Origin of the sequence: Streptomyces oceani (genome assembly GCF_001751245.1) — a bacterium.
Lineage (GTDB): Bacteria > Actinomycetota > Actinomycetes > Streptomycetales > Streptomycetaceae > Streptomyces > Streptomyces oceani.
This window is the reverse complement of sequence record NZ_LJGU01000116.1, coordinates 57439-72584: the sequence shown is the minus strand read 5'-3', so window position 1 is coordinate 72584 and position 15146 is coordinate 57439. Positions and strand designations below refer to the sequence as shown.

The window sequence follows — 15146 nt, the reverse complement described above, 5'->3', positions numbered from 1 at the left end:
GACCATGGAGCGTGCGCAGCACAGCCAGTACGCTGCGAGCGACATCCGCTTGGCTGGGGCCGGACGAGGGGGATCTGTGCGCGTTCGCATGGAGTTAGTTGGCAGCTCACAGAGCGATAGCGCGCCTCGGTTGACCGAAGCGTTCGCTCAGTGGCTCGCCCAGGACCGCACAGTGGGCCCGTACGTCGAGATCGATCGGGTTCGCTCGAGCGCGCGCCATGCGGGCGCGATGTCCGGAGGGCTTACCGAATGGCTCGCCCTGGCGCTGAGCAGCGGGTTCTCCACGGCATCGCTGGTGTACTCGCACCTGGCGTTCCGAGCCTCGCTGCCGCCAGCTGAGCGGTCGGCGGTACGCCTCGTCGTCGAACACGGCGATTCCCAGGTGGTCGTGGAGGCAGGTTCGGCCGAGGAGGCGGCCCAGCTGGCGAACCTGATCACGAACTCCGGTCTGCTCAGCGTCCGGTCAGGGCAGGACACCGGGCAGACCGGCTCTCCAAGTGGCGGAGACGGCAGTGTTTCCTGACCCACGGGCGAGTCGAGCGGTGCTCATCGGTGTGGAGACCAACACCAGAATGACCTCGTTCTCCGCCGTCGCCACCGGCACCCAGGAGTTGTCCACCCTGCTGCGGCACCTGTGGGGACTGCCGCAGAGCCATGTCACCGTGCTCGACTCCCGAGCGTCCGCTGAGGATGTACTCGGCGCCGTGCGGGATGCCGCGCAGGCCGCGAGGGACACCCTGCTCGTGTACTTCGCCGGGCACGGTATTCGCGACTTCGCCGGGGAGAAGTTCTACCTGTGCCTGGCAGCCGCCGACCCCGACTGTCCACAGATCGGCACGGTGGCCTATCGCGACCTGCGCGATGTCGTACGGAGAGCCGGAGTGACGGCACGCTACCGGCTGACCGTGCTGGACTGCTGCTTCAGCGGCATGGCCGGCACGATGGGTCCTCCCGGCGTGGCCACACGCATCCAACTGGCCAAGGCCCTGGACGAGGTGCCAAGCCCGACCAGTGAGCCGGTGGAGGACTACGGGGACGTGGTGTTCACGTCCGCACCGCACGACCGGGAGTCCTTCGTGCTGCCGGGGGCCGTCTATCCGGAGACCACCGGCGAGCTGCTCGGAATCCTCGCGCATGGTGTGCCCGGCCTGGGTGCCGAGTTGAGCGTGCACGAGCTGTGGCAGCGGGTGCGTAAGCAGCTCGTGTCCCGAGGCAGCCCGGAACCGCAGCTGTTCGCGCAGAACACCGCGGCCCACCATCTCGGTTTCCCGAACCGCGCCGCCGGCGCGACGGTTGCGGATCTCCCGCACACGGTCATCCCGGGTACGAGCGTCCCGGGTGCGGGCGGCACACGCGGCGACACCGGGTCGGATCTCGTGCGCGCCGGGACGGGTCAGGCACGAAACGGGACCGAGAGCATGTCGTCGGCCCGTCCGGCCCCCGCTGACGCACACGACTGGCAGCCCGCCCCCGTGGGCCGGTGGCGACCTGAGGACCAACCCCCCTATCCCCAGGAGGGCTCGGACGACCTCTTCCACCAGCAGCGGGAGCGCCGTGAACTGATGAAGCGGGCCTCGGCGGACCTGAAGCGGAAGTTCCGGATGGTCCGTCGCCGGCTGTACGTGCCACCCCACGTGCGCTCCCCGACGAGCGTCGCGACATGGCTGCACCGGTCCACCGGAGACCCCCGATGGACCGTGATCGCCGATTCCGTCAAGGCCCTGAGTCTCAACCTGCAGCCCTACTCGCCCGGCGGCTCCGTCGACCCGTACGCGGCAACCGCGGGCATCTCCTCCCGGCCCACGTACGTGCTGACCATGGCGACCGTGGACGCCTACCGCGCGCGGGTGGAGCAGCTGCGCGCCGACATCGACAAGCTGACCGGGCTGCACTCGGAGCCGCCGGAGTGAACGGGCCAACCTCCCGGAGGTGTCCCGCGCCGTAGGCACGGGGCAGCACGCATGGTCACGCTGGTGCCTCGTACGCCCCGTCCCGGGCCAGTGCCGCTACGCTCCGGACGGCACGTCCGCCTCGAGCCAGACCGCCGTGTCAACCGGAAGTTGACCGTCCGGCAACTGACCGTCCGGCGGAGGCCCGCTCGCGAGCAGCACCCGGCAGTCCTCGGGCAGCGGCCAGGGCGCTGCGGAGAGGTTCACCGCACACCGCCAGCGGGCGCCGCGTGCGAAATACAGCACGCCCTCGCGCGCGTCCAACCAGGTCAGCGGTGTCTCCCCCAGGTCCGGATGGGCGCGGCGCTGCCGCAACGCGTCCCGGTACAGCTCCAGCATGCTGCCCTCCACCCCCGTCTCGGCCGCGACGGTGTACGCCTTCCACGCGTCCGGCTGCGGCAGCCACGGCACGCAGCCGGCGGGCCCGAAACCGAACGGTGGCGCGCCACCCGACCACGGGATCGGCACGCGGCAGCCGTCCCGGCCGCGTACGGTATGGCCGGAGCGTTCCCAGGTGGGGTCCTGCAGACGCTCGGCCGGGATGTCCTCCACCTCCCACAGCCCCAGCTCCTCGCCCTGGTAGACGTACGCGCCGCCGGGCAGCCCGAGCGTCAGCAGCGTGGCGGCGCGGGCCCGCCGGGTGCCGAGCTCCAGATCGGTGTCGGGGGGCGGGCCCGGGCGGTTGCCCCGCTCGGTGGTGTCCGCGCGACCGTAGCGTGTGACGTGCCGGACCACGTCGTGGTTGGAGAGCACCCAGGTGGCGGGGGCGCCGACGGTCGCGTGGGCCGAGATGCTGCGATCGATGACCTCCCGCAGGGCACGCGCGTCCCACGGGGCCCGGAGGTAGTCGAAGTTGAAGGCGGTGTGCAGCTCGTCCGGACGCAGGTACTGCGGCAGTCGGTGGTGTCGGGCATGTGCCTCGGCGACGTACGCGCGATCCCCGGCGTACGTGTCGGCGATCCGCCGCCAGTCACGGTAGATCTCGTGGACGCTGTCCAGGTCCCAGAAGGGGTGCCCCTCCTCGTCTCGTTCGGGTGCGAAGACGTGGTGCTCCTCGATGCCGAGGTCGGGCAGGTCCGGGTGTTTGGCCAGGCCGTGTGCGACATCGATACGGAAGCCGTCGACACCCCGGTCGAACCAGAAGCGCAGGGTCGTCTCGAACTCCGCCCGCACATCCGGGTTGTCCCAGTTGAGGTCCGGCTGCTCGGGTGCGAAGAGATGGAGGTACCACTGTCCGGGGCTGCCGTCCGGTTCGGTGATCCGGGTCCACGCCCGGCCGCCGAACATGCTGCGCCAGTCGTTCGGCGGCAGTGCGCCGTCCGGCCCCTTGCCGTCCCGGAAGAGGTAGCGCTCGCGGGCGGCGGAGCCAGGTCCGGCGGCCAGCGCCTCGGCGAACAGCGCGTGCTGTTCGGAGGTGTGGTTCGGGACGATGTCGAGGAGCACCCGCAACCCCAGCTCGTGCGCCTCCGCGAGCAGTTCCTCGGCCTCGGCGAGGGTCCCGAAGCAGGGGTCGATGTCCCGGTAGTCGGCGACGTCGTAGCCTCCGTCGGCCATCCCCGAGGGATACCAGGGGTTGATCCACAACGCGTCCACGCCCAGGTCGCGTAGATGGGGCAGTCGGTTGCGCAGACCGGCGAGGTCGCCGACGCCGTCGCCGTTCCCGTCCGCGAAACTGCGGATGTAGACCTGGTAGATGACCGCCGTACGCCACCAGGGGGAGTGCTCGCGGTCGGGTGCGGTGTCGCTGGACAAGGTCGTTCCCTTCAGCAGGCGGCGGGCGTGGTTCGTTGCCGAACGGGGTCTGGAAACTGGTGGCCCCGGTGAACTCGGAGAACACGTTGCCCCGCGAACCCTCCAAGCAACCACCGGGTAAACGCGTCGCGCGCGTGGCCCGCCGGTTTCCCGCGTCCCGTGTCGGGAAACAGCCGCGGCCGCTACGGCGGCCGCCCGCCGCTACCGCCCGGAGAGTACGACGGCTGCCTCCCGCCGCGGGACGCGTGACCGCGGGCCCCACTGGAGTCTGGGTTCAGCCGACCTGACCGGTGTGGACCGGTACGTACGCAGTCCGGGGTCGGCACCCTCCATCCGAAGGAGCCCGGCCATGTCGAGCCCGCAGAGTCCACCGAATCCGTCGAGCCAGCGCGGTCGGCGTAGTTCACGTAGTCCGCGTAGTCCGCAGCGTCCACCGACCCCGCCAGACCCGTCAGGCTCGTCCGGCCCGAGCGCTCCATGGACCACCACGCCGACCCGCGCGGTTGACGCCGCTGCCGTGCGGAGCCGCCTCGAGGCAGCCGGCCCGTACGTCCTCTCGCTCTTCCGGGTCGTCGTCGGCCTGCTCTTCGCCTGCCACGGCTTCGGCGCGCTCTTCGGCGTCATCGGCCCGGCCGCCGGCCCCCAGGCCACCACCGTCGATCCGCTGTCCTGGCCGCACGGATACGCCGCCGTCATCCAGCTCGTGGGCGGCGGCCTCCTCCTGCTCGGTTACGGTTCCCGCACCGCCGCGCTGATCAGCTCCGGTTCGATGGCGTACGCGTACTTCGACGTACACGCGCCGCAGGGCCTGGTGCCGTTGGACAACGGCGGGGAGAGCGCGGCGTTCTACTGTTGGGCCTTCCTGTTGCTGGTCTGCACCGGGCCGGGAGCGCTGTCATTGGAACGGCTGCTGCGGCCCGTGTCGGGGAAGCGGCTCCGTACGGTCGACGCCGCACGAGGCTGACCGCGGCGCAGCCAGGCGCACAGCCCGGGTCCACGCAGGTGACGCGCTTAGCACCCGCCCCGAAAGGACGGAGGTTTGGGAACTACGCGCGTCACCCGTCCGCGTGACGGTGTTACTTGTCGGCGGACTGCAGCGTCGCCTCGGCTTCGGCGATCAGCTCACGAGCCTTGCCCTCCGACTGGTCGTAGCGCTCCGGGTAGGCGGAACGCTGCACGCTCTGCGCCAGCTGGCCCGCCGTGTAGCCCGGGTTCGCCTGGTCGTTGGGGATGGCCTGCTCGAGGAACTTCGTGGTGGCGTGCACCGGGTCCATGCACTGTTCCGGAGTGCCCCAGCCCTGGCTGGGACGCTGCTGGAACACGCCGAGCGAGTCGCGGTCGCCGCAGTTGAGGTTGTTCATGTGCGACTCGACCCAACCGGCCTCGAAGGCCGCCAACATGACCTTCTCGTTGGCTCCCATGTCCACGGCCACGTCGTGCACGGTGTTGATGATGGCCGGGTCGTGGTTGGGCGGTACGGCGCAGTTGGCCTCGAGTTCCGCGTTCGCCTTGTGCTGCGCGGAGCCGCTCGGGGACGGCTGGGGGTCCGAGCCGCCGGCGTACGCCGTCACCGACAGCGTGCCCAGGACCAGCAGTCCGCCGGCCAGTCCGACCATCCCTCGTCTGAGGCCGCTTCCGGTCTTGCGGTGCGACATAGGTGTTCCCTTCCAGGTGGGGGTCGGGGAAGCTCTACGGAGCCACCCCGCTGGTGTCCTCGGCCACTTGGCGTTGTGGGGCGCGCAAGCAACCGAAGTTCCGCCGGACGGTAGCCACATGTCAGGTGCGCGTCAATAACTCCCCAAACCGGCCACACCGGCAGCCTCTCCCACCACGTCGACACCCGCCCTGGTGAGCACGCCAGTTGGGTGATACAGCACCGGCGGACTGTGGCACAGACAACACCCCGCACAGCACCAGGAGGCTCGCCATGGCCACCCCCGCCCTCGCCACCGTCGTCCTCGACTGCTCGGACGCACACGAACTCGCCGCCTTCTACGCGGAGTTGCTCGGCTGGCCGATCACCGCGCGGGAGCCGGACTGGGTGCTGCTCCGGGACCCGCACGGCGGCACGGGCCTCGCCTGTCAGGCGGAGGCGGGCTATGTGCCGCCGGCATGGCCGGAGCGACCGGGCGCCCAGCAGAAGATGCTGCACCTGGACTTCCAGGTGACCGACCTGGCGGCGTCCTCTGCCCGCGCCGTCGCGGCCGGAGCGGCGCCGTACGACATCCAGCCACAGGAGGACGTACGCGTCCTCCGCGACCCGGCGGGGCACCCCTTCTGCCTGTTCCTGCACTGAATCACCGGCGGCCGGGGAAAACGAAAAGCATTGCCAGGTTATATAACCAGGCGATACATTTTCATGGTGAGTACATCGAATAGTTCGGCGCCCGCCCCGACCTCCCCCGATGAGGAGCAGCACACCGCGGACACGGATTCGGACACGGACACGGGTCAGGGCATCGCGGAACTCAGCGTGACGCTCGAGCGACTGGCCAGCTGGGTGCGCCGAGTGACGCCGCGCGGCCGGTTCAACCTGGTGTCGATGGCCACCCTGGACACCATCGCCACCGAGGGCCCCAGCCGGGTCTCCGACCTGGCCGCCCGCGAGCGGGTCAGCCAGCCCGGCATGACCGGCCTGGTCAATCGGCTCGCCGAGGCCGGGCTCGTGAAGCGCCGTACCGACCCGAGCGACGGCCGGGCCTCCCTCGTCACCGTCACCGACGCCGGGCTGGCCCACCTGCGGGACCGGCATGCCGTCCGTGCCCAGCTGCTCACCGCGCCGTTGAGCCGACTTCCCGACGCGCAGCGGGAGGCACTACGCGACGCGGTGGCCGCTCTGACCGCGCTCACCACGGACCTGGCACCCCCCTCGCACTCGGAGCCCGCCGAGTACACGGCATCTCAGTCCGAACACCGCACTCGAGCGGGTGAAACGAACAGATCGAACGAACGGAACGAACCGAAGGACCCCACGACATGAGGAGCCCCCGTGAGGCCCGCGAGACGAAACGACCGCGGCCAACCGACGAGCCGGGCACGGACGACGCCCGGCCAACCGTGACCACGCCGCCAGGGTCGGCAGACAAGCGGCTTGCCGGCGCTCCAGGGTCCGGCCCGGATCCCCAGCCGGCCGCCGCGAGCCCCTGGCGCCAGCCCAAGGCCGTGTGGGCCGTGGCGTTCGCCTGCGTGATCTCGTTCATGGGCATCGGACTCGTCGACCCGATCCTGCCCGCCCTCTCCAGTCAACTCGACGCCACACCCAGCCAGGTCACCCTGCTGTTCACCAGCTACCTGGTCGTCACCGCCGTCGCGATGCTGGTCACCGGGTGGATCTCCAGCCGACTGGGTGCCAAACGCACCCTCGTTATCGGGCTGGCGCTGATCGTCACCTTCGCCGCACTCGCCGGCGCCGGTGGCAGCATCGACGGCATCATCGGCTTCCGTGCCGGTTGGGGCTTGGGCAACGCCCTGTTCATTGCCACCTCGCTGGCCGTCATCGTCGGCTCCGCCAGCGGCGGTTTCGCGGGCGCGATCATCCTCTACGAGACCGCGCTCGGCGTGGGCATCGCCACCGGGCCGCTGCTCGGCGGACTGCTCGGGGACATCAGCTGGCGTGGGCCGTTCTTCGGGGTCGCTGCTCTGATGCTGGTCGCGCTAGTGGCGACGGTGGTGCTGCTGCCCTCGACCCCCGCTCCGGAACGTGCCGAGTCGCTCCGCGAGCCGCTCACCGCGCTACGACACAAGCCGCTCGCCATCACCAGCGTGACCGGGCTGCTGTACAACTGGGGCTTCTTCACCCTGCTGGGTTACGCCCCGTTCCTGATGCACCTGTCCGCCATCGAGTTGGGCTGGGTGTTCTTCGGCTGGGGGCTGCTGGTGGCCGTGTTCGCGGTGTTCGGCGCGCCGGCGCTGCGCCGACGGTTCGGCACGCCACGCACCTTGTACGGCAACCTGGTGCTGATGGCGGTCGACCTCGCGGTGATCGGCCTCTTCCCGGGCGAGCAGGCGGTCGTGATGTGCGCGGTGATCGTGGCGGGCGCGTTCATCGGCGTCAACAACACCCTGGTGACCACCGCGGTCATGAGCGTCGCCCCGGTTCCCCGGCCGGTGGCCTCCGCGACGTACGGCTTCGTACGGTTCATCGGAGGCGGCCTCGCGCCGTTCGCGGCCGGCAAACTCGTCGAGCACTTCAACCCGCACGTGCCCTTCCTGCTCGGAGCGGTGACCGTGGCGGCCGGCGCCGTGCTGCTGTCCACCGCGCACCGCGCCCTGGACACGGCGGACCGGACGTGACCGGCGCGACTACGGGGTCACCGCTGACGGCGACAAATCCGAGTGGCACCGGGAGACCTGTCGCCGGCGATCGGGCGACCGAGCGCGCCGCGTAGCCTCTCGCCCATGAGACTCACCGTGCTGGGCGGCTGCGGGGCATGGCCGACCGCTGACCAGGCGTGCGGCGGCTATCTGTTGGAGCACGACGGATTCCGACTGCTGCTTGACCCCGGGTACGCCACGCTGCCTCGACTGCTGCGGCACTGTGAGCCGGCGGATGTCGACGCCGTACTGGTCAGTCATGGTCATCCCGATCACTGTGCCGACCTCAATCCGCTGCTGCGGGCCCGTGCCCTGGCGGACCGGCCGGCGGCACCGCTCCGGCTGTACGCACCGCCGGGCGCGCTCGACGCCGTGCTGGGACTGGATCGGCCGGGAATGCTGGCGCATGCGTACGCCTGGCACGAGGTAGAGACGGGCCGTGGCCGGCGGTTCGGGATCGGGCCGTTCACCGTGGAGAGCGTGCTGCTGCCGCACTTCGTACCGAACGCCGGCTTCCGGTTGACCGTGGACAGCGGCTCGGACGGATCGTCCGGCGGAGTGCTGGCGTACACCGGGGACACGGGCCCGAGTCCGGACGTCGCCCGGCTCGCCGGCGGAGCTGACGTGTTGCTGTCCGAGGCGACCTACCCGGTGTCGGTGCCGCGTGCGGACGAGCCCTACCTGCTCAGCGCGCGGCTCGCCGGGGAGTACGCCACGGGTGCCGCGGCGGGGCGTCTCGTACTCACGCACCTGTGGCCCGGGACTGAGCCGGCGGAGGCGGTCACGGCGGCCCAGGCGACGTACGACGGACCGGTCGAGGTGGCCCGTCCGGACCTGCGGCTGGTCCTGTGAACGAGGGGCGCATGATCCGTGCCGCGGTGGGCACTCGACGGTGTCAGACGCGCGCAGCCAGCCAGCCAGAGAGGATGTGACCGTCGTGCAGACCGCTTTCCTGGTCGCCCCCGCGGGCGCCGAACAACTCGAACTGGTCGATCCGTGGCGAGCGGTGATCGACGAAGGAGGCACGCCCCGGCTGGTGTCCACCACCGAGGGTCGGGTGCAGGCGTTCCACCACCTGGACAAGGCGGACAGCTTCCCCGTGGACGAGACCGTGGACAACGCCCGGGTCTCGGACTACGACGGACTGGTACTACCGGGCGGGGTCGCCAACCCGGACGCGCTGCGTCAGGATCCGGCCGCCGTGCGCTTCGTGAAGGGCTTCTTCGACGCGGGCAAGCCCGTCGCCGCGATCTGCCATGCCGCCTGGACCCTGATCGAGGCGGACGTGCTGCGCGGGCGCACCCTCACGTCGTATCCGAGCCTCCGGACGGACATCCGGAACGCCGGTGGCAACTGGGTCGACGAACCGGTCTTCGTCTGTCGGGGCGGCCCGAACGTGCTGGTGACCAGCCGGCGGCCAGATGACCTCCGAGCCTTCGACGAGGCGTTCCTCCGGGAGTTCACCCGCGCGTCCGGGGCCGCGACCGCGAACTGAGGCGCGCCGGAGGGGCGCGAGCGGGGGCTCGACACGGCGATCCCTGCCGGCGTACGAACCGTACGGCGCTGACGGGCCCGTGCGGGTCGGCCCCGGACCTGGCGTGACGCAGTCAGGACGGACGCGCCAACGGACCCACGGACCCAGACCTACGGACAAGGGAGGTGGGGCGCGGCAGCTGCCGCGCCCCACCTCCCTTGGTGGTTCTCCGGTCTCAGAGGGTTGGTCGTACGCCCTCGGGCCGGGCGCTCGTCCGGCGCCGGTCAGACGGCGGAGCCGGCCTTCCAGTCGGCCCAGGACATGTTCCAACCGTTCAGGCCGTTGTCCGGCTGGATCTCCTTGTCCGGGGAGTTCTTGACGATGACGAGGTCACCGACCAGCGTGTTCTTGTAGTACCACGCGCCGTCCTGCTTGGCGTCGCCGGCTCCCTTGACGTCGTTCAGCCCTATGCAGCCGTGACTGGTGTTGGCGGAGCCGAAGACCGAGTCGGCGCCCCAGTAGTTGCCGTGGATGAAGGTGCCGGAGGTGGACAGCCGCATGGCGTGCGGCACGTCCGGGATGTCGTACTCCCCCTCGCCGTCGTCGTCCGTGAAGCCGACCGTGGCGCCGTTCATCCGGGTCTCCTTGTACTTCTCGGAGATCACCATCTCGCCGTTGTAGGTCGGGTTCTCGGCAGTGCCGGCGGAGATCGGGAAGGTCTTGACCGTCTTGCCGTCCCGCACGATGGTCATCTTCTTGGCCTTCACGTCCACGGTGCTGACCTGGGAACGGCCGACGTTGAAGCTGAACTCCTTGTCCTGCACGCCGGTCACGCCCTCGGACCCCTCCACGCCGTCGAGGTTGAGGTCCACCGAGACCTTGGAACCGGCCTCCCAGTAGTCCTTCGGCCGGAAGTCGAGCCGGCTGTCGTCGAACCAGTGGCCGACGACCTCCTGGCCGCTGCTGCTGCTCACCTTGATCGCGGACTGCACGGCCTTCTTGTTGCTGACCGGCTTGTCGAAGTTGATCGACACCGGCATGCCCACTCCGACGGTCTTGCCCTCCTCCGGCTTGAAGTAACCGATGAAGCTGTTGTCGGGTGAAACCGTGGTGAAACTGGACGTCTCGTGCGATTCGCGCCCGTCACCGTCCTTGGCCACCGCCTTGACCTCGTACTTGGTGGCCCGCTCCAGTGCCTCAGCGGGGGTCCAGCTCTTCCCGTCCTTCGAGATCGACCCCTCGACCTCGCTCCCGGACTGCTCGGCGACCATCGTCACGTCGGTCAGCTTGCCGCCCTTGACGCTGACCTCGCCGCCGTCGTTGATACTGGCGCTGGACGCGCCGTCCTTCGGCTTGATGGATATTCGAGCGGCGGACTTCTGCTCGGCGGCGGCCTGGTCGGCCTCGCCCTGCGCCCCGGACTTCTTGCCATCCTTGCCGCTGTCGCCGCCGTCGTCCCCGCCACACGCGGTCAGTGTCAGCACACCACTGACGAGCACAGCCGCGGCCACCATGCCCTTGCGGCGCTTCCCCACCGTCATCACACGCTTCTCCATCTGCTTGCTGTGTCCGGGACGCCCCCGCCGGAAGCCTGCGCAGGCCCGTACCGGCGAAAACCGGGCAAGAATATCCCAGTTCTACCCACCAAGACGTACGGGCATGGCGAGCAGTTCCGGTCACGCCCGGACTGTGCGCAAGGACACTCGATCGTGCCCCTCGACAGCCCGGCTGTGCGGGGTCGGTGACGGACCGACGGAACTCACGCGGCCAGTTGCGCCCGATGACACCTCAGAAAGGCATTAAAGGGATGAAGGGGACAAACCGCCCAATGAGACGTCTTCTCCCTGATGCCTCTGCCCGGGTGGCGCGTCGTTACACCTGATCCACATCGCCTCCCTCATTGTCGAATTGGGACTATTCATCCCATTCCTCTGATTCATCCTGATCCACCCGCTCACCACCCCAACTGGCCTGCGCCAGTTCAACTCCGGGAAAGCCCTTGACCAGATCGAACGGCTCGACGAGGTACGCCAGCGCCTCGGCCGGGTCCTCCGACACCGCCGCCACCGCGTGCGCCCGCTCCCCCGCCGGCAGCCGGGAGTCCGCAGCGAGCTGCTCCCGAGCTTGCTCGGCGAGCGAAGCGGAATCCGCGATCTCGACCACCAGCTCCACCCGCAGCCGCACCTGTTCGGGCGGACTGGGCGAGATGTCCGATACGTCCGACGCAGCCGGCGTGCCCTCAGCGCTCATGCGGCAGAGGGTATGCGGCATCAGCGCCGTGACTTCCCCGCGACCCGCGCGAATAAGTAACATCAAGTCGCGCACTGCCAATTCGCAGCACAAGGGGGCTCCCCGTGCCCGTCCAGTCGTCGCTCGCCAAGCACCGCCGGCCGCTCGCCACGGCCGCCGTCGCCGCCGGCGCGCTGCTCGCCGTCGGGTTCCTCCCCTCGGCGAACGCCACTCCGAACGACGCCGGCGACGGTACGAGCTCGCACACCGCCAGCCACCGGATGGAAAGCGGAACCGCGTCGCAGAACTCCGCCGGGGAATCCGACAGCTTCGACAGCACGCCCTATGTGTTGTGCGGGATCGGCGCCGCCGGCCTCGGTGGCCTGTTGACCGCCCGCGCACAGCGCTGCGAGTTCGGCACGACCGGCAGCACCGGGACACCCGAAGCGCTCAGCTGACGGGAGATTAGGGGCGCATTGGGGCACATTGAAACGAAAAGGTGCGATTCGTCCGTCTTTGTACCGCACCCCACGCCCGCACCACCCAGGTGCGCACCCGTACGCCCCCCGCTCAGCCGCGCCCCTCTGGGGGCCGGCTCACGCCAGCGGACCGGTCACTGACTCCGCCGCGGCGACCAGCCGCCCGTCCCGTACGAACGCCTCCGCCGCGGCCAGGTCCGGCGACAGGAAGCGGTCTCCACCCGCGCCACCCACGCCGGCTTCCCGGGCCGCGGCCAGCACGGCGCGGCTCGCCGGCGCCGGCACGGGCCCCTCCGCCGCGCGCAACTCCACGGCGCGCAGGGCGGCGTACGACTCGACCGCGACGATCCGGGACAGGTTGTCCACCGCCGTACGCAGCTTGCGTGCCGCCGACCAGCCCATCGACACGTGGTCCTCCTGCATCGCCGAGGAGGGGATCGAGTCCGCCGAGGCGGGCACGGCCAGCCGCTTCAGCTCGCTGACCAGCGCGGCCTGGGTGTACTGAGCGATCATCAGCCCCGAGTCGACACCCGCGTCCCGGGCGAGGAACGGCGGCAGCCCGTGGGACCGGTTCTTGTCCAGCAGCCGGTCGGTGCGGCGCTCCGCGATGGAGCCGAGATCGGCCGCGGCGATCGCCAGGAAGTCCAGGACGTAGCCGACGGGCGCCCCGTGGAAGTTACCGTTGGACTCCACCCGCCCGTCCGGCAGCACCACCGGATTGTCGACCGCCGCGGCCAGCTCACGGTCCGCGACCGTGCGGGCGTGGTCCAGGGTGTCGCGTACGGCGCCCGCGACCTGTGGCGCACAGCGCACCGAGTAGGCGTCCTGTACCCGCGGGGCGTCGTCCTGGTGGTGCCCGGTGAGACCGGAACCGTCCAGCACCGCGCGCATGTTGGCCGCGCTGGCCGCCTGGCCCGGATGTGGACGGATGGCGTGCAGTTCGGCGGCGAGCACCGAGTCGGTGCCGAGCAGCGCCTCAAGGGTGAGGGCCGCGGCGACGTCCGCGCTGGTGATCAGCCGCGCCAGGTCGGCGCAGGCCATCAGGAGCATGCCGAGCATGCCGTCCGTGCCGTTCAGCAGCGCGAGCCCTTCCTTCTCCCGCAGCTCGACCGGTGTGATGGCGTGTTCGGCGAGCAGTTCGGCGGCCGGCCGCACGGTGCCGTCCGGGCCGCTGGCCTCCCCCTCACCCAGCAGCGTGAGCGCGCAGTGCGAGAGCGGGGCGAGGTCGCCGGAGCAACCGAGCGAGCCGTACTCGTGCACCACGGGGGTGATGCCGGCGTTCAGCACCTCGGCCATGGTGCGCGCGACCTCGGGGCGTACGCCGGTGCGTCCGGAGGCGACGGTCTTCAGCCGCAGGAACAGCAGGGCGCGTACGACCTCCCGCTCCACCCGCGGGCCCATGCCGGCGGCGTGCGAGCGCACGATGTTGCGCTGCAACTGGGCACGCAGCTCGGGGCTGATGTGCCGGACGGCGAGGGCGCCGAAGCCGGTGGAGACGCCGTAGACCGGCTCCGGCTTGGCGGCGAGGTCGTCGACGAAGCCACGAGCGGCGGCGACCGCCTCCAGGGCGGCCGGGGAGAGTTCGACCCGGGCCGTGCCCCGGGCGACGGCGAGGACTTCCTCGGCTGTGGTGCCCGAGGTCTCCAACACCACGGTGTGCATATTCATATTCAGTAACCCTAGAGAGTGAATCGCAATCTGTCACGAGTGGTCGCGCGGCCACCCTCCGACCGGCCCGCGTCTGTTCGACGTATCGGCCGACGTCGACGGCCGCTCCCCGAGGACATCCACCACGAGGTCACCGGCCGGCGATCTCGTAACGGCTCGCCAGAACCGTCACCGCCTCGGCCACGGCCGCCCGCAGCCCCGGCGGACCGAGCACCTCCGCCTCGGTGCCGAGCCGGAGCAGGTCGCCGACCGCGACAGCCCGTGCCTCGACGGGCAGTTCCACCCGCACCCAGCCCGCGTCGTCCGGCGGCCCCGCGCTCTCCAGCGCCCGCTCGCCCGCCGCACCGAACTGCGTGGGCAGTAGCCGTCGCGCCCGCGGCGAGACGCGCAGCCACGCGGTCTCCTGGTACAGCACGGACTCCAGGTGCCGCGAGGCCGCCTCCCAGTAGCCGGCCAGGTCGAAGGCCGCTGGCCGCTCGAAGCGCTCGTCGGTCGTCAGCACCTCCAGGAAGCGGGACATCCGGTAGGTGCGCACGGCCTCGGTGTCCGTCGTACCCGCAGCCGGCTGTGCTCCAGCCCTACGCGCCACCAGATACCAGATGCCGCCCTTGAGCACGATGCCCAGTGGCCACAACTCCCGACGCGCCTCGCCGCCCCAGCGCCGGTAGTGCGTACGCAACACCCGCTGCTCCCACACGGCCCGCGCGACCTCCGCCAGATACGGGACCGGGTCGGCGTCCCGGAACCACGCCGGCGCGTCCAGGTGGAACCGGTCCCGTACCCGCGCGGCCTGCTCACCCAACTCCGCCGGCAACGCGGCCCGCAGCTTCAGCTGAGCGGTCGCCAGCACCGCGTCCAGCCCCAGGTCCCGTGCCGGGCCGGGGGCGCCGACGAGGAAGAGCGAGCTGGCCTCGTCCTCGGTCAGGCCGGTCAGCCGGGTGCGGTAGCCCGCCATCAGGCGGTAGCCGCCGGCCGGCCCGCGCTCCGCACGGACGGGGACTCCGGACGCGCCGAGCGCCTCGACGTCCCGGTAGACCGTACGGACCGACACCTCCAACTCCGCGGCCAGTTGCGGAGCGGTCATCCGGCCGCGGTTCTGGAGCAGCAGGAGCAGGGAGAGAAGCCGGTCGGCACGCATGACGAACAGTTTCGCGTACCTGACAGAAGGCGGCAGGTACGGCCATCAGGCTGACCGGCGCCCCGAAAAGCACGCGGTCACCGGCGCCGTAACCCCTGCGGGAGAAACCAGCGCATGCCCGGCGTACGCCCGGCGCGCCGAAC

The 15146-nt window shown here is 70.6% G+C and carries 15 protein-coding genes; 9 read left to right on the top strand and 6 right to left on the bottom strand.

Features of this window, described 5'->3' with window-relative positions:
* Positions 1-4 precede the first annotated feature (4 nt).
* Together AN216_RS10475 and AN216_RS10470 are read left to right on the top strand one after the other, a co-directional pair.
* On the top strand, positions 5-523 hold the full coding sequence (locus AN216_RS10475; RefSeq protein WP_476755928.1) for an effector-associated constant component EACC1: 519 nt from the start codon (positions 5-7) through the stop codon (positions 521-523).
* On the top strand, positions 498-1910 hold the full coding sequence (locus AN216_RS10470) for a caspase, EACC1-associated type (RefSeq protein ID WP_338059244.1): 1413 nt from the start codon (positions 498-500) through the stop codon (positions 1908-1910). The genes AN216_RS10475 and AN216_RS10470 overlap by 26 nt, the downstream gene beginning before the upstream one ends.
* Before the next feature lie 96 nt (positions 1911-2006).
* Here the strand turns inward: AN216_RS10470 and AN216_RS10465 are convergent, their stop codons facing one another.
* On the bottom strand, positions 2007-3701 hold the full coding sequence (locus AN216_RS10465; protein WP_070196370.1) for a glycoside hydrolase family 13 protein: 1695 nt from the start codon (positions 3699-3701) through the stop codon (positions 2007-2009).
* Positions 3702-4218: 517 nt separating this feature from the next.
* Between AN216_RS10465 and AN216_RS10460 the strand changes: the two genes are divergently transcribed.
* Positions 4219-4665 (top strand): DoxX family protein, encoded by a 447-nt coding sequence (locus AN216_RS10460; RefSeq protein ID WP_070196369.1) that lies wholly within the window; start codon positions 4219-4221, stop codon positions 4663-4665.
* A 112-nt stretch (positions 4666-4777) separates the two neighbouring features.
* On the opposite strand, the gene AN216_RS10455 is transcribed toward AN216_RS10460, so the two are convergent.
* On the bottom strand, positions 4778-5356 hold the full coding sequence (locus tag AN216_RS10455; protein WP_139140892.1) for a hypothetical protein: 579 nt from the start codon (positions 5354-5356) through the stop codon (positions 4778-4780).
* A gap of 272 nt (positions 5357-5628) precedes the next feature.
* Here AN216_RS10455 and AN216_RS10450 point away from each other — a divergent pair, with 272 nt between their 5' ends.
* From AN216_RS10450 to AN216_RS10430, 5 genes are all read left to right on the top strand, one after another.
* Positions 5629-5997, top strand: a complete 369-nt coding sequence (locus tag AN216_RS10450) for a VOC family protein (protein ID WP_070196367.1) — start codon at positions 5629-5631, stop codon at positions 5995-5997.
* 63 nt (positions 5998-6060) lie between these two features.
* Positions 6061-6681, top strand: coding sequence for a MarR family winged helix-turn-helix transcriptional regulator (locus tag AN216_RS10445; protein ID WP_070196366.1), 621 nt, complete (start codon positions 6061-6063; stop codon positions 6679-6681).
* Positions 6678-7994, top strand: coding sequence for an MFS transporter (locus AN216_RS10440; RefSeq protein WP_079166453.1), 1317 nt, complete (start codon positions 6678-6680; stop codon positions 7992-7994). Before AN216_RS10445 ends, AN216_RS10440 begins: the two co-directional genes overlap by 4 nt.
* A 105-nt stretch (positions 7995-8099) precedes the next feature.
* Positions 8100-8867 carry an MBL fold metallo-hydrolase gene (locus AN216_RS10435; protein WP_070196365.1) on the top strand — a complete coding sequence of 256 codons (768 nt, stop codon included), beginning with the start codon at positions 8100-8102 and terminating at the stop codon, positions 8865-8867.
* An 85-nt stretch (positions 8868-8952) separates the two neighbouring features.
* Positions 8953-9510, top strand: a complete 558-nt coding sequence (locus AN216_RS10430; protein ID WP_070196418.1) for a type 1 glutamine amidotransferase domain-containing protein — start codon at positions 8953-8955, stop codon at positions 9508-9510.
* A 263-nt stretch (positions 9511-9773) separates the two neighbouring features.
* On the opposite strand, the gene AN216_RS10425 is transcribed toward AN216_RS10430, so the two are convergent.
* Together AN216_RS10425 and AN216_RS10420 are read right to left on the bottom strand one after the other, a co-directional pair.
* The gene (locus AN216_RS10425) at positions 9774-11045 is read right to left on the bottom strand and encodes a L,D-transpeptidase (protein ID WP_070196364.1); all 1272 of its coding nucleotides are present in this window, start codon (positions 11043-11045) and stop codon (positions 9774-9776) included.
* 358 nt (positions 11046-11403) lie between these two features.
* Positions 11404-11739, bottom strand: coding sequence for a hypothetical protein (locus AN216_RS10420; protein WP_244502403.1), 336 nt, complete (start codon positions 11737-11739; stop codon positions 11404-11406).
* Between the two features lie 104 nt (positions 11740-11843).
* Here AN216_RS10420 and AN216_RS10415 point away from each other — a divergent pair, with 104 nt between their 5' ends.
* Positions 11844-12176 carry a hypothetical protein gene (locus tag AN216_RS10415; protein ID WP_070196363.1) on the top strand — a complete coding sequence of 111 codons (333 nt, stop codon included), beginning with the start codon at positions 11844-11846 and terminating at the stop codon, positions 12174-12176.
* A gap of 138 nt (positions 12177-12314) precedes the next feature.
* On the opposite strand, the gene hutH is transcribed toward AN216_RS10415, so the two are convergent.
* Positions 12315-13859: a histidine ammonia-lyase gene (gene hutH, locus AN216_RS10410; RefSeq protein WP_070196362.1), complete on the bottom strand. Its 1545-nt coding sequence runs from the start codon at positions 13857-13859 to the stop codon at positions 12315-12317.
* A gap of 136 nt (positions 13860-13995) precedes the next feature.
* On the bottom strand, positions 13996-15003 hold the full coding sequence (locus tag AN216_RS10405) for a helix-turn-helix transcriptional regulator (protein ID WP_070196361.1): 1008 nt from the start codon (positions 15001-15003) through the stop codon (positions 13996-13998).
* Between the last annotated feature and the right edge of the window lie 143 nt (positions 15004-15146).

What these genes read in the sequence shown, in the direction of transcription:
- AN216_RS10475 (WP_476755928.1), top strand. Translation starts at nt 5, where the DNA reads ATGGAGCGTGCGCAGCACAGCCAGTACGCTGCGAGCGACATCCGCTTG.
- AN216_RS10455 (WP_139140892.1), bottom strand. Translation starts at nt 5,356, where the DNA reads ATGTCGCACCGCAAGACCGGAAGCGGCCTCAGACGAGGGATGGTCGGA.
- AN216_RS10450 (WP_070196367.1), top strand. Translation starts at nt 5,629, where the DNA reads ATGGCCACCCCCGCCCTCGCCACCGTCGTCCTCGACTGCTCGGACGCA.
- AN216_RS10445 (WP_070196366.1), top strand. Translation starts at nt 6,061, where the DNA reads ATGGTGAGTACATCGAATAGTTCGGCGCCCGCCCCGACCTCCCCCGAT.
- AN216_RS10440 (WP_079166453.1), top strand. Translation starts at nt 6,678, where the DNA reads ATGAGGAGCCCCCGTGAGGCCCGCGAGACGAAACGACCGCGGCCAACC.
- AN216_RS10435 (WP_070196365.1), top strand. Translation starts at nt 8,100, where the DNA reads ATGAGACTCACCGTGCTGGGCGGCTGCGGGGCATGGCCGACCGCTGAC.
- AN216_RS10425 (WP_070196364.1), bottom strand. Translation starts at nt 11,045, where the DNA reads ATGGAGAAGCGTGTGATGACGGTGGGGAAGCGCCGCAAGGGCATGGTG.
- AN216_RS10420 (WP_244502403.1), bottom strand. Translation starts at nt 11,739, where the DNA reads ATGAGCGCTGAGGGCACGCCGGCTGCGTCGGACGTATCGGACATCTCG.
- hutH (WP_070196362.1), bottom strand. Translation starts at nt 13,859, where the DNA reads ATGCACACCGTGGTGTTGGAGACCTCGGGCACCACAGCCGAGGAAGTC.
- AN216_RS10405 (WP_070196361.1), bottom strand. Translation starts at nt 15,003, where the DNA reads ATGCGTGCCGACCGGCTTCTCTCCCTGCTCCTGCTGCTCCAGAACCGC.